The following is a 13,844-nucleotide window of genomic DNA, read 5'->3' as shown; positions in this document are numbered from 1 at the left end:
GGGCATGAGCCAGGTGCCCGCAGCCACGCGCGCGATGCGGGTGCTGCGGTTCCTGGCCGGCCAGCCCGACCCGGTCCCGCTCGACCGGATCATGCGCGCCTGCGAGCTGCCGCGGAGCACGACGTACCACCTGCTCAACGCGATGATCGAGGAAGGCTTCGTCGTCCACCTCGCCGACGAGCACCGCTACGGGCTGGGACTCGCGGCGTTCGAGCTCGGCAGCGGCTACGCACGCCAGGAACCCCTCCAGCGACTGGCCCGACGACCGCTGGCCGCACTGGTCGACCACGTCGGTCACTCCGCACACCTGGCGGTGCTCCACGGCCGTGAGGTGCTGTACGTCGTCGAGGAGCGCGCACCCGGCCGGCCGCCTCTCGTCACCGACGTCGGCGTACGACTGCCGGCGCAGCTGACCGCGAGCGGCCGGGCGATCCTCGCGCAGCTGCCCGCGCCCCAGGTCCGCGCGCTCTACTCGCAGCCGTCCGACTTCGTCGACCGGCACGGCCACGGGCCGAGCACGCTCAGCGCGCTGCGGCGGCTGCTGACCGACACCCGCCAGCGCGGGTACGCCGTCGAGGACGGCGAGGTCACGCCCGGGCTGGCCAGCGTCGCCGTCGCGGTCGCCGACCACAACCAGCACCCGGTGGCGGCCGTCGCCGTCACCTACCCCGACGCCGACGGCGGCACGGACGCCGTCGCACTGGCGGCCGAGGTCACCGCCACTGCCACCAGCATCACCCGTCGGATCGGCGGGTGGATCGGCTGAGCACGACACCCCCTCGTGCGGGCTTCGGCCTGCTCCAGATCTGTCTCGCCGGCGTCCTGTGGGGCACCGGCGGCCTCGGCGTCCAGGTGATCCGCGACGAGGTGCCGATGTCGGTGCTCACCATCAGCGCCTGGCGGATGGCGATCGCCGCCGCCGTCCTCCTCGTCGTACTGCTCGTCCTGCGACAGTTGCCCTCACTGGTGGCGCTGGTGCGTGCGCACCCCAGCCGTGTCGTGCTCGTCGGCTGCGGGACCGCGGCCTACCAGGCGCTCTACTTCGGCTCGGTCGTCGCCGTCGGCGTCTCGGTCTCGACGGTCGTCAGCCTGGGCCTGGCACCTGTGCTGCTCACCGTCGCCGAGTCGTTGCGCCACCAGACGACCCCGAGTCGCAGCCAGGTGCTGGTGCTCGTCGTGGCGCTCACCGGCCTGGTCCTGGTCAGCGTCGCGGCCGGCAGCCACGAGCCCGGTCCGCACCCGACGCTCGGGGTGCTGCTGGCGGTCGGGTCCGGCGCGACGTACGCCGTAACCACCGTGGTCGGTCGCTCGCTCACCCGGGCCACGACCCCGCTGACCCTGACGACGGCCACGACGACCGTCGGCGCCGTCGCGCTGATGACGTGCGCCGCGTTCGGCGGTTCGCTGACGGAGGGTCTCGGCAACCCGACCGCCTCTCTGACACTCGTCTACCTGGGCGTGTTCACGATGGCGCTCGCCTACGGGTTGTTCTACGCCGGCCTGCGGACGGTCCCCGGCAGCGCCGCCGTCATCGCGACCCTGCTCGAGCCGGTGACGGCCGCCGTCGTCGCCGCGATCTGGCTCGACGAGCGGCTCGGCGCGGGCGGGGTCGTCGGCACCGCGTTCATCCTGCTGGCGGTCGCCGGTCTCGGGCGCAAGCCCGCCGCGACGACGGGCGTGGTGAGTCCGGCGCCCTGACGGTGACCTCCGGTGGCCTCAGTCGTTGCAGAGCCATGTCGAGTGAGACCACACGTTCGAGCCGACGGGTCGTCGCCGCGGTGGCGACCGCGGCCCTCCTTGTCACGACGGCCATCGCGCTCGGTGGCGCCGCAGGGGTCCGTGAGGGCAGCCTCTCGGGCCGCTATGCCTACGCGCAGAACGCCCTCTCCGCCGTGCGGGCCGACAAGAACGCACTCTCCCGCGCCGGCGACCTCGGCACGTCGACGAAGGACCCCACCACGGCCGCCGATCGCGCCGCGGCCGCGTCGTACGTCGAGCGCGAGCGCCGCCTCGCCGACCCGAAGCTCACCTCCGTCCGCGTGACGCAGCCGCGGGCCGCTCGCCCGCAGGACCGCTACGCGATGGCAGGAGGCTGCTACTCGCTGGCCGGCACCCCGATCTTCTTCAAGCCGACCGACCTCGGCGACTACCTGCTCTACGACGCCGCCCGGAAGTTCGTGATCGCGGACGGCAAACGCGCGAGCGCACCGGGTCGCACCACAGTCTGGACCGCGCGGAAGTCCGGCAACCGGTTCACCTTCACCAACAACGGCTCGCCCCTGACCATCGGCGGCGCCAGCGCCTTCGCGCTCACGCGGACGACCGGCTGCGCCGCCTACCCCGAGTCGCAGATCGACGTCTCGGGCCGCCCGCACGCGGGTGTGACGCCGTACCAGGAGGTGCGCGGGTACGTCGACGCGCACACCCACGGCATGGCCTTCGAGTTCCTCGGTGGCGCCGCCCACTGCGGCAAGCCGTGGGCCGCGTACGGCGCGCCGTACGCACTGGTCGACTGCCCCGACCACACCGCGACCGGCGGGTACGGCGGAGTCCTGGAGTCGATGCTCTCCGGCCAGCCCAACCACGACCCGGTCGGCTGGCCGACGTTCAAGGACTGGCCGGCGCCGGAGTCACTGACTCACGAGGGCACCTACTACCGCTGGCTCGAGCGGGCCTGGCGCGGCGGGCAGAGGATCTTCGTCAACCTGCTCGTCGAGAACAACAAGCTCTGCCAGGTCTACCCGCTCAAGAAGGGCCTCGAGTACGCGAAGTGCGACGACATGGAATCCGTGCGTCGTCAGGCCCAGGACATGCGGGAGATGCAGGACTACATCGACGCCCAGTCCGGCGGCCCGGGCAAGGGCTTCTACCGGATCGTCACCAGCCCCTACCAGGCGCGCAAGGTCATCAACGCGGGCAAGCTCGCCGTGGTCACGGGCATGGAGACCAGCGTGCCGTTCGGCTGCACGGTGAAGCTCGACATCCCGCAGTGCGACATCGGCGACATCGACACCCAGCTCGACCAGCTGAAGCGGCTGGGCCTGCGACAGGTGGAGCTCGTCAACAAGTTCGACAACGCCCTGTCCGGCGTCGCCGGCGACAACGGCGCGGTCGGCACGGCGGTCAATGCCGCCAACTTCCTGGAGACCGGCTCGTTCTGGGACATGCGGCACTGCGAGCCTGCCGACGGAGAGTCGCACGACCGCGACCAGGTCGCGCTCCCCTCGACTTCTGGGCAGGAGATCTCGGCGCAGCAGCAGGACGCGCTCTTCGGCGCCGTCGGCCAGCTCTTCGACACGCTGCACACGGCGCTGCCGCTCTACGGCCCGGCGCACCACTGCAACTCCCGCGGACTGACCACGCTCGGCGAGCACACGATCGCCGGCCTCGCGAAGCGGCACCTGATCTTCGACCCCGACCACATGAGCGCGAAGGCGCGGGCGTCCGCGCTCGACCAGATCGACGACCTCGGCTACCACGGCGTCGTGTCGAGCCACTCCTGGTCCACGCCCGACTCCTACCCGCGGATCTACCGGGAGGGCGGCTTCATCACGCCGTACGCCGGCGACTCGACGGGGTTCGTCGAGAAGTGGCGGACCCACATCGGCTGGGCGGACAAGCGCTACTACTGGGGCATCGGGTATGGCGCCGACATGAACGGCCTCGGCGCGCAGGGCGACCCGCGCGGCACCGACGTGGCCAACCCGGTCACCTACCCGTTCAAGGGGCTCGGCGGCGTGACTGTCGACAAGCAGCACGCCGGCGAGCGCGTCTACGACATCAACGCCGACGGCGTCGCGCAGTACGGCCTCTACCCCGACTGGATCCAGGACCTCACCAAGGTCGCCGACACGCAGAAGCGCGGAGACGGCGCGAAGATCGAGGACGACATGGCCCGCGGCGCCGAGGCCTACCTGCAGATGTGGGAGCGCGCGGAGGGCGTCGCGCCCGACTCCTGCCGCAACCCCGGGCTGCGCAAGCGGGTCGCCCAGGTCTCTAGGCTCGTCCGCCGCGGGATGACGACCACCGCCGTGATGAAGGCCGTCGGCCAGCCCTACACCCGGCTCGGCTCGACGTACGGCTTCTGCGCGCGGACCAGCACCGACCCGAAGGTGATGATGAAGGCGACGTTCTCGAAGGCCGGTCGGGTCACCGGGGTCCGGCGTACCTGAAGTTACCTGCCGGTAGGATTCTTCTCACGTCCATGCGAACTGACACCACCGAGCACGGGGAACTAGGCTCACGGCGCGCCGTACGGCGTCGCCCCGCCCGACTGCCGCCGCTCGAGGGAGTCCCGCTCCATGCAGATCTTCGCCATCGTCGTCTCGCTGGCCATCACGGCCGTCGCCGTCGTCGCGGTCACCCTGGCCGTCCGTCGGATGCTCGCCGTGATGCGCCTCGGCCAGGCAGCGACGCCGCGGACCGACCAGCCCGGTCGCCGTACGCTCACGATGGTCAAGGAGACGCTGCTCCACACGCGGATGCTCCAGTGGCACTGGGTCGGCATCATGCACTGGTTCGTGTACGCCGGCTTCATCGTGCTGAGCGCGTCCGTGCTGACCGGCTACTTCCAGCTGTTCTCCCCCGGCTTCGCGCTGCCGATCATCGGCCACTTCTTCCTCTACGAGTGGGTCATGGAGGCGCTCGGCGTCCTCAGCACGGTCGGCATCGTCTTCCTGATCATCTACCGCCAGATCAACCACCCGCGCCGCCTCGGCCGCAAGAGCCGCTTCTACGGCTCGAACTTCTGGCAGGCCTACTTCGTCGAGGCGATGGCGCTGCTCGAAGGCTCGGCGATCCTCTTCATCCGCGGCGCTGAGTACAAGCTCGACCCTGAGGCCAGCCGCTTCCACTACCCGGTCAGCGCGACCGTCTCCAACATCTTCCCGGACGGGCACGACACCCTCGAGAACATCGTCTACGGCATCGCGATGTTCAAGATCGTGCTCGCGATGGTGTGGCTGCTGGTGATCGCCCGCAACATCACCATGGGCGTGGCATGGCACCGGTTCACCGCCTGGTTCAACATCTGGTTCAAGCGCGAGGGCTCCGGGCGCACGGCGCTCGGCGCGCTCAAGCCGCTGACGATCGACGGCAAGGCGGTCACCCTCGAGGACATCGAGGAGGATCGACTCGACGAAGACGCCATCCTCGGCGTCGGCTCGATCGAGGACTTCAGCTGGAAGGGCATCCTCGACTTCACGACCTGCACCGAGTGCGGTCGCTGCCAGTCGCAGTGCCCGGCCTGGAACACCGAGAAGCCGCTCTCCCCGAAGCTCATGATCATGGGGCTGCGCGACGCGGCGTACGCGAAGGCGCCGTACCTCCAGACTCCGGAGGACCAGCGCGAGGGACTGAGCGAGACGCTCGTCAAGGAGGGTGAGCGACCGCTGGTCGGCGACACCGGCGACGACTGGTTCTACATGCCGGAGAACGGCTCGGCGGTCATCGACCCCGACGTCCTGTGGTCCTGCACGTCGTGCGGCGCCTGCGTCCAGCAGTGCCCCGTCGACATCGAGCACGTCGACCACATCATCGACATGCGCCGCTACCAGATCCTGGTCGAGTCGAACTTCCCCGCCGAGCTCAACGGCCTCTTCAAGGGCCTGGAAAACAAGGGCAACCCGTGGAACATGTCGCCGACGGCGCGCATGGACTGGGCCAAGGGCCTCGACTTCGAGGTCAAGGTCGTCGGAGACACGATCGAGTCGCTCGACGAGGTCGACTGGCTGTTCTGGGTCGGCTGCGCCGGCGCCTACGAGGACCGTGCGAAGAAGACCACCCGCGCCGTGGCCGAGCTGCTCGACATCGCCGGCGTGAGCTTCGGCGTACTCGGCAACGGCGAGACCTGCACCGGAGACCCGGCCCGTCGCGCGGGCAACGAGTTCGTGTTCCAGGGCCTCGCGCAGCAGAACGCCGAGACCTTCAAGGAGTACAAGGTCAAGAAGGTCGTCTCGACCTGCGCCCACTGCTTCAACACGCTCAAGAACGAGTACCAGGAGTTCGGTGTCGAGCTCGAGGTCGTGCACCACACCCAGCTGCTCAACCGGCTGGTGCGCGAGGGCAAGCTGACCCCTATCGCGGACGGCGCGGGTGCACACAAGCGCTCGATCACGTACCACGACCCCTGCTACATCGGCCGCCACAACGGCGTCTACACGCCGCCGCGCGAGCTGCTGCAGATCCTGCCCGGTGCCGAGTTCGTCGAGATGGAGCGCAACTCCGAGAAGTCCTTCTGCTGCGGCGCCGGTGGTGCGCGCATGTGGATGGAGGAGACGCTCGGCGAGCGGATCAACGTCAACCGCACCAAGGAGGCCGTCGGCACCGGCGCCGACCAGATCGCGGTCGGCTGCCCCTTCTGCCGGGTGATGCTCTCCGACGGTCTCACCGCCCAGCAGGCCGCGGGCGAGGCGCGCGAGGAGGTCGAGATCCTCGATGTCGCGCAGATGCTGCTCTCGTCGGTCAAGGGCGAGATGGCCACCAAGCTGGCGCCCGGCGCCGGTGCGGCGGCCGCCGCCGCTCCCGCCGCCAAGGCTGCTCCGGTCGAGACGAAGGCCGAGCCCGAGGCCGGCGACGAGACCATCACCGACGACACCGTCGTCGAGACCCAGGACGCTGGCCCGGCCGCCAAGGCGTCGGGTGGGTCGTCGCTCTTCGACACGCCCGCCGAGGCAGAGGCGCCGGCCGCGAAGCCCGCGGCTTCGGGTGGTTCGCTCTTCGACACCCCGGCCGACGAGCCGGCTGAGCCCGAGGCCAAGCCGGACCAGTCCGAGCCGGCGAAGACCGAGCCCGCGAAGCCGGCGTCGACCAGCGGCTCGCTCTTCGACCTCGGTGGCGACGAGCCCGCCCCGGAAACGAAGGCGAAGGCCGATCCCGAGGCCACGACCGTGCCTGCAGCGAAGGCAGACCTCGGCTCCGGCGGCTCTCTCTTCGACATCGCGGCCGAGCCGGCAACCGAGCAGAAGGCGACACCCGAGGCCGAGGAAGGGCCGAAGGCCGTGCCCGCTCCTGCGACGCCGGCCGCGGAGATCTCGTCGGGCGGCTCTCTCTTCGACATCGCCGTCCCCGAACCGACCCCGGTGGTCGAGCAGCGAGCGCCGGCGACCGACGTCGAGACCCCCGCACCCGACAAGAAGCCCGAGCCGCAAGCCGCAGCTCCCGCGTCCTCGATCCCCGAGGGCGGCTCCCTCTTCGACATCGCCGCACCGGCGGTCGAGCAGCGAGCTCCAGCGACCGACGTCGAGACCCCCGCACCCGACAAGAAGCCCGAGCCCGAGACCAAGGCCGAGGAGACCAAGGCAGCAGCGCCAGCCGCAGCACCGGCCACCTCGATCCCCGAAGGCGGCTCCCTCTTCGACATCGCCGCACCGGCGGTCGAGCAACGAGCTCCAGCGACCGACGTCGAGACCCCCGCACCCGACAAGAAGCCCGAGCCCGAGACCAAGGCCGAGGAGACCAAGGCAGCAGCGCCAGCCGCAGCACCGGCCACCTCGATCCCCGAAGGCGGCTCCCTCTTCGACATCGCCGCACCGGCGGTCGAGCAGCGAGCTCCAGCGAGCGTCGTCGAGACCCCCGCACCCGACAAGCAACCCGAGGCCGCGGCAGTCACAGAGCCGGAAGGCGAGCCGGAGCCCGACGTACTCGCCGAAACCCCGGACGGCGCGGCGCTCAGTGCCGCGGCAACCGCCGCCGCGAGCGACGAGCCCGCTGCAGACGCGACACCTGCCACCTCGGCAGAGCCGGAGCCGGAAGCCGACGCCGAGCCGACAGCCGAGGAGAAGCCGAGGCCCGCGGCCAGCGGCGACGCGCACCAGCCGAAGACCGACGTCGACATCCACGGCGCCGGCTCCCTCTTCGACCTCTGACCGGGCGGTCAGCCAAAACCTGCCGGCACGCCGTTGCTGCAACGGCGTGGCGGCAGGTTTCCCCGGGCAGCCGGGGAAACCCGCAGCCCCAATCCAGGCGTAGCGTCGACTCCGAACAGGAGTCGACATGGATCCCGGCGAGTACCGCGACGCACGCTGGCACTCGCTGCTGCGCGCGGCCGAGGACCTGGGGGTCGACGCGGACCAAGCACCGCGCCTGGTGGACGAGGTGCTCGGCAAGCAGCAGCGACGGATCCGCCGGGCAGAGGATCCCGACCCGCTGGTCCGTCAAGCACTCACCGACGCGATCCTCGGCACGCCGGACCGACCCGGGACACCGCGCCGACGCTGGCCGGCGGTGGCCGCACTGGCGGTCGCCGTCGCGACGGCCGGGACCGTGATCGCGCTGACACGTCCGGATCCGCCTCCGGTCGACCACCTGGACGACGACCAGATGCCGTCCCTGTTCGGGTACGACGGCGCTGCGGCGAGTGCTTTGCTCGAGGAGCGCGGGCTCGACGTCCAGCAGCGCCCGTTCCGCTCGTGCGAGGTGCGCGACCGGGTCGTCGCGAGCGCCCCGGCCGCCGGATCGACCGTCGACCGAGGCGACCAAGTCGTCATCTACACGGCGCTGCCGGCCGACGTGTCCTGCCTGACCGACTACGGCGAGCGGGAGCTGGCGTGGCAGCTCCTCGACTTCGCCAACGGACACGGACCGGCACCGGCGTTCGCTCCCCGGGTCTGGGTCTACCCGGGCGACGGGCAGGCGCAGGTCCTGGTCAGCACCGACGCGGCCGACCGGGACGCGTGGCGGGGCACCGCGGTCCTGGCGGCCTTGCGGAAGGCGTCGTCGGACGTGGCGCTGGTGCAGGAGCACCCACTGACCTACGCCGTCCCGGCCATCCGCGTCGTCGACGTGACCGACGGACTCGGCGAGTGCGGCGTCCCCACTCCCTCGGTCGCCGGCACGGCCGACGTCGTGGCGTTCATCGTGCGGTCGGCCGACCGCACCGGCTGCCCCCTGCGGGTCGAGGTCTACCGCGACCGGGACCGACGGATCGAGAGCGTCGCGCTCTACCCGGCGTCGTCCTGAGTCGCGTCCTCGGTGGACGCGTCGCGCTCGGGTACGACGACCGGGCGCACTCGCGCCCAGATCAGGAACGCCGCCCCCATCACGAGCATCACGATGCCCGCCCAGAGGTTGGCGTTGACGTCGCCGGTCTTGTCGAGCTCCTTGTCGCCGAAGAGCCCCATCAGCGTGAGGATCACGCCGTAGACGCCGATCAGGCCACCGATGATGTTGCGGATGTCGAAGGCGCCCGCTGTGTGCTGGTTCTGTGCCATGACTGGCTCCTCAGAAGATCAGGTTCAGGATGATGACCAGCACCAGTGCGATGCCTGCGAGCGGCAGTGTGCGCTGGTACCACGGACGTGCGGCCTCGTCGGGATCCACGAGGTCCCCCTTGGGTGTCTCGGAGTAGACCAGGCCACGCAACTCCGACGCCTCCTTCGGCTTCGTCACCATCGAGATGGCGATGCTGAGGACGATGTCGACGACGAACGCGGCGCCTGCGGCGACGAAGGAAGCGCCCTGCCCTCCGATCGGAATCGTGCCGGTGCTCCACGACCCGAAGGCGTCCTCGCTGAGGAAGGCCACTGCGACGGCCGACACCGTGCCGGCGACGAGGCCGACCCATCCGGCCGTGGGTGTCATCCGCTTCCAGAACATGCCGAGGATGAACGTCGCGAAGAGCGGCGCGTTGAAGAACCCGAAGAGCGTCTGCAGGTAGTTCATGATGTTCGAGAAGTTGGACGCGAGACTGGCCGTGAAGATCGCGACCACGACCGCGGCAACGGTGGCGATCCGCCCGACCAGCAGGTAGTACGCGTCGCTGCGCTCCTTGACGATGTAGCGCTGCCAGAGGTCGTAGCTCCAGACGGTGTTGAACGCCGAGACGTTCGCTGCCATACCCGCCATGAACGCGGCGAGCAGGCCGGCGATCGCCAACCCCAGCAGACCGTTCGGTAGGACGTCACGCATCAGGTAGAGCAAGGAGTCGTTGTAGGCGACCCCCTCCCCGGAGGCTCCGCCTGCGACCGCTTCACCGGACTTCACCTGCGCGATCTCGTTCACCAGGACCGCCGCGATCATGCCGGGGATGATCGTGATGAACGGGATGAACATCTTCGGGTAGGCGCCGATGATCGGGGTCTTGCGCGCCGACGAGATCGAGTTCGAGGCCATTGCCCGCTGGACCTCGACGAAGTTGGTCGTCCAGTAGCCGAAGGACAGCACGAAGCCGAGGCCGAAGACGATGCCGACGACCGACCAGAAGTCGGACTCGAAACCGGTGAGGGCGTTGCCCGGCCAGGAGTTCAGCTGCTGGTCGGCCGGCGCGATGGTGTCGGGGTTGGCGTTCGCGGCCTTGGTGATGCCGTCGGTCAGGCCGTCCCAGCCGCCGACCCGGTGCAGCCCGATCAGGGTGAGCGGCAGCAGCGCCGCCACGATCACGAAGAACTGCAGCACCTCGTTGTAGATCGCGGCGCTCAGCCCGCCGAGGGTGATGTAGGACAGCACGATCACGGCGGCGACGATCAGCGCGACCCACAACGGCCAGCCGAGCAGCGCGTGCACGATGCTGCCGAGCAGGAAGAGGTTGATGCCGGCGATCAGCAGCTGGGCGACCGCGAAGGAGATCGAGTTGACGAGGTGCGCGCCGGTGCCGAACCGCCGGAACATGAACTCGGGGACCGAGCGCACCTTCGAGCCGTAGTAGAACGGCATCATCACGACACCGAGGAAGAGCATCGCGGGGATGGCGCCGACCCAGAAGTAGTGCACGGCCGGGAGCCCGAACTGGGCGCCGTTGGCGGACATGCCCATGATCTCGACCGCACCGAGGTTGGCGGAGATGAACGCCAGACCGGTGACCCACGCGGGCAACGAGCGTCCCGACAGGAAGAAGTCCAGGGAGTCCGAGACCTGTCGTCGGGCCAGCAGCCCGATGCCCATTACGACCCCGAAGTACAGAAGGATGATCAGGTAGTCGACGAACTTCGCGTCGATGATCGTCGTGGCCAAAACTGTCGGAGCCGACATCTAGCGCGCCTTTCGTGCACCGATCCGGTGGCGAACACCCGGAAGGACCACCGGACCTCGTGCCCACCAGCGTCCGCCCACAAACCCTCGCCCCGCCTCGCCCGAGCCGGGTGAGGAACGGATGACGCCGCATGACATCACGAGAGGCTTGACGTGACATCAAAATGATGTCACGGTGGTGCGCATGGACATCACCCCGTACGTCGAGAGCCTGCGACGCGACCTGCTCGCGGCCGCGGACGCCGCCGGCCCCGAGGCCCGCGCCGCCACTGAGCGGCTCGCCTACGCTCTCGACCCCGCCGCACGCCTGGCTCTGATGGAGGCCATCTCCCAGGCGGCCGCCGAGATCACGGCTGAACTCCCGTCGGGCGGCGTCGACGTCCGACTCAACGGCCGGGAGCTCGAGTTCGCGGTGCACGCCCCGCCGGCAGCGCCGAGCGCTCCGCCCCCACCGCCAGGTCCCGGCGTGGACGAGGTCGAGGAGGACGGCAGCGTCGCCCGGATCACGCTCCGCATCCCCGAGTCGGTGAAGGCCAAGGCCGAGCAGCTGGCCGACCGATCCGGGCACTCGCTCAACACCTGGCTCGTCAACCTCATCCGCGGCGCCACCCGCGAGGGCGCCATCAACGTCGACATCGACCTCTCGAGCATCCCCTTCGTCGGCGGCAACGACCCGTTCGGCGGCAAGCGCGGCAGCCGGCGCATGAGCGGCTGGGCCTAGCCCGCAACTACCCCACAGCACTCCGGGACCGGCAACAGGCCGGCCCCGTGGACGAACACACCCTCACGCAGGAGAGCACCATGACCGACCACCGTTTCGACACCCCCCAGCCCGTCGACCTGTTCGTCGAGATCGGCCGCGGCACGGTCTCGATCACCGCGACCGAGACCCCCCACACCGACGTGGCGATCTCCGGCCGCGACGCCGACCAGGTCACCGTCCGCCAGGACGGACGGCAGATCAGCGTCGTCGGACCCAAGCAGCGCGGCGCCTTCTTCGGCGGCGACCACGGGCTCGACGTCCGCGTGACGCTGCCGTCGGACAGCGACCTCGCCGTACGCACCGGGAGCGCGGACATCTCCGTCACCGGCACCGTCGGCAACGCCCAGCTCAAGAGCGGCTCCGGAGACGTCCGCTTCGGTACGGCGACCGGCCCGGTCGTCGCTGACACCGGGTCCGGCGACATCCGGATCGAGGAGGCGCACGGCGCGCTCAAGATCAAGAGCGGCTCCGGCGACATCGTCGTCGGCACCGCCGAGGCAGTCGTCTCGGTGTCGACCGGGTCCGGCGACGTCCACGTCGGCAGCTCCGGCGGTCCCACAGTCGTGAAGACCGGCTCCGGCGACCTCGAGGTCGGCGACTCGACGAACGACGTCTCGATGAGCACCGGCTCCGGCAACCTCGTCGTCAACCGCGCGCACCGCGGCCGGGTCACGGCAAAGGGGGCCTCCGGCGACGTCCGGATCGGCATCCCCGCCGGCATCCCCGTCTGGACCGACATCACCACCATCAGCGGCGCCATCCGCTCGCAGCTCACCGGCGCTGGCGAGCCCCAGCCCGGTCAGGACCACGTCGAGGTACGGGCCCGCACCGTCAGCGGCGACGTCGTGCTCTCCGAGAGCTGAATCCATCCATCCACCGCAAGGCACCAGAGGAGAACTGTCATGGAGTACAGCAACGTCGTCCTCGACGCCGAGGCCAACCGTCAGCAGCTCGCCGAGCGGATCGCTCGCGCCAGCTCACCGAAGATGCCCGCCACCGCTCACCGCCACCTGCTCGCCCAGCGGCTCCGCCGCATCGCCGACCGCGTGGACAACTAGCAGTCCCGGTGGCGGCGTGCGATCGGTGCGCTACGAAGACGGTGCCCTACGAAGACGGTGCGCTACGAAGACATGGAGACGCCGCGGCGCCAGTAGCCCATGAAGGCCACCTGGCGGCGGTCGACGCCGAGGTCCTTGACCAGGACGCGGCGCAGGGCGGTGACCACCCCGGACTCGCCCGCGATCCACGCGTAGATGTCGTCGAGATCGTGACCCACCACGGTGGCCGCGACGTCGACCTCCTCGCCGGAAGACGAGTACGACGGGGTCTCCCACAAGTCGGGGTCGACCTCCTCGGGCTCCTCGATCGGCACGCCGCCGAGGCCGAGGTGCTCGAGCACCGCCTGGTGCAGGCGCGCACCGTGGGTGTCCTCGTCGCGGGCCAGCCACACGACCTCGACACCCTCCGGGTGCTGGACGCTCAGCACGTCCGCAGCGGTCGGCACCTCCATGAACGCCGCACCGACGGCGTCGTGGGGGAGGAGGCCGAGGACCGCGCAGATCGCCGGCACCGCGGTCTCGTCGCCGACGAGCAGCAGCCGGCCCGCCGTACCGGGCTCGAACTCGATGCCACCGTAGAACTGCCCGCGCCGCGGTGCGATCACGACCAGCCGGTCGCCGACCGACGCGTTCGCGGCCCAGGCGCAGCCGGGTCCCGGCGCACCGTGGTCGTCGGAGTGGACGACGATGTCGACGACCAGGCGCGTGTCGACGCCCTCGCCGCGTACGTCGCGGACCGTGTAGGTGCGCATGTGGCCGCGCTCCTCGACCGGGCGCTTGATCCAGCTGTCGTACCAGGAGTCGTCGGCGCCCTCGAACGACGGGACCGCACCACCGGGCACGCCGGGAAAGACCAGCTTGATCCGCTGGTCGTAGAGCGGGCCGTCGACGCCGAAGTCGGCCAGGCAGGCGCCGCCCAGCTCGAACCGGACGAAGGACGGCGAGAGCCGGTCGACACGCATCACCTCGACCTCATCGAGGATCATCGGCAGAGTCTGCTGATCGGTCGTCATGAAGTAAGGCTAACCTAACTTCACACCTGCTCCCAGGTCGGGTTC

11 protein-coding genes are annotated in these 13,844 nt (G+C 70.1%); 8 read left to right on the top strand and 3 right to left on the bottom strand.

The features are described from left to right. The first annotated feature begins 4 nt into the window (after positions 1-4). The 5 genes from ABEA33_RS23415 to ABEA33_RS23395 all read left to right on the top strand — a co-directional run bounded on the left by ABEA33_RS23415 (position 5) and on the right by ABEA33_RS23395 (position 8,958). A complete protein-coding gene (locus ABEA33_RS23415; protein WP_345529500.1) occupies positions 5-766 on the top strand; it encodes an IclR family transcriptional regulator in 762 nt (253 codons plus the stop codon). Continuing rightward, on the top strand, positions 754-1,698 hold the full coding sequence (locus ABEA33_RS23410; protein ID WP_345529499.1) for a DMT family transporter: 945 nt from the start codon (positions 754-756) through the stop codon (positions 1,696-1,698). Before ABEA33_RS23415 ends, ABEA33_RS23410 begins: the two co-directional genes overlap by 13 nt. A 35-nt stretch (positions 1,699-1,733) precedes the next feature. Further along, a complete protein-coding gene (locus ABEA33_RS23405) occupies positions 1,734-4,172 on the top strand; it encodes an amidohydrolase family protein (protein ID WP_345529498.1) in 2,439 nt (812 codons plus the stop codon). 129 nt (positions 4,173-4,301) lie between these two features. After that, positions 4,302-7,865: a heterodisulfide reductase-related iron-sulfur binding cluster gene (locus tag ABEA33_RS23400; protein WP_345529496.1), complete on the top strand. Its 3,564-nt coding sequence runs from the start codon at positions 4,302-4,304 to the stop codon at positions 7,863-7,865. A 127-nt stretch (positions 7,866-7,992) separates the two neighbouring features. Beyond that, the gene (locus ABEA33_RS23395; protein ID WP_345529494.1) at positions 7,993-8,958 is read left to right on the top strand and encodes a PASTA domain-containing protein; all 966 of its coding nucleotides are present in this window, start codon (positions 7,993-7,995) and stop codon (positions 8,956-8,958) included. On the opposite strand, the gene ABEA33_RS23390 is transcribed toward ABEA33_RS23395, so the two are convergent. Then, positions 8,940-9,209, bottom strand: coding sequence for a hypothetical protein (locus ABEA33_RS23390; protein WP_345529493.1), 270 nt, complete (start codon positions 9,207-9,209; stop codon positions 8,940-8,942). The genes ABEA33_RS23395 and ABEA33_RS23390 overlap by 19 nt on opposite strands. 10 nt (positions 9,210-9,219) lie before the next feature. Continuing rightward, positions 9,220-10,965: a sodium:solute symporter family protein gene (locus ABEA33_RS23385; protein ID WP_345529492.1), complete on the bottom strand. Its 1,746-nt coding sequence runs from the start codon at positions 10,963-10,965 to the stop codon at positions 9,220-9,222. Between the two features lie 184 nt (positions 10,966-11,149). On the opposite strand from ABEA33_RS23385, the gene ABEA33_RS23380 reads away from it, so the two are divergent. From ABEA33_RS23380 to ABEA33_RS23370, 3 genes are all read left to right on the top strand, one after another. Further along, entirely contained in the window at positions 11,150-11,686 is a 537-nt protein-coding gene (locus ABEA33_RS23380) for a pilus assembly protein HicB (RefSeq protein WP_345529491.1), read from the top strand. Between the two features lie 80 nt (positions 11,687-11,766). Then, positions 11,767-12,591 carry a DUF4097 family beta strand repeat-containing protein gene (locus tag ABEA33_RS23375; RefSeq protein ID WP_345529490.1) on the top strand — a complete coding sequence of 275 codons (825 nt, stop codon included), beginning with the start codon at positions 11,767-11,769 and terminating at the stop codon, positions 12,589-12,591. Between the two features lie 39 nt (positions 12,592-12,630). Continuing rightward, positions 12,631-12,786, top strand: coding sequence for a hypothetical protein (locus tag ABEA33_RS23370; RefSeq protein WP_345529489.1), 156 nt, complete (start codon positions 12,631-12,633; stop codon positions 12,784-12,786). A gap of 62 nt (positions 12,787-12,848) precedes the next feature. Here the strand turns inward: ABEA33_RS23370 and ABEA33_RS23365 are convergent, their stop codons facing one another. Next, on the bottom strand, positions 12,849-13,799 hold the full coding sequence (locus tag ABEA33_RS23365; RefSeq protein WP_345529488.1) for a siderophore-interacting protein: 951 nt from the start codon (positions 13,797-13,799) through the stop codon (positions 12,849-12,851). Positions 13,800-13,844: the final 45 nt, after the last annotated feature.

It is taken from the genome of Nocardioides endophyticus (assembly GCF_039543845.1).
Taxonomy (GTDB): Bacteria; Actinomycetota; Actinomycetes; order Propionibacteriales; family Nocardioidaceae; genus Nocardioides; species Nocardioides endophyticus.
Note: the sequence above shows the minus strand (reverse complement) of the source record. Positions and strands in the feature narration are given on the sequence as shown.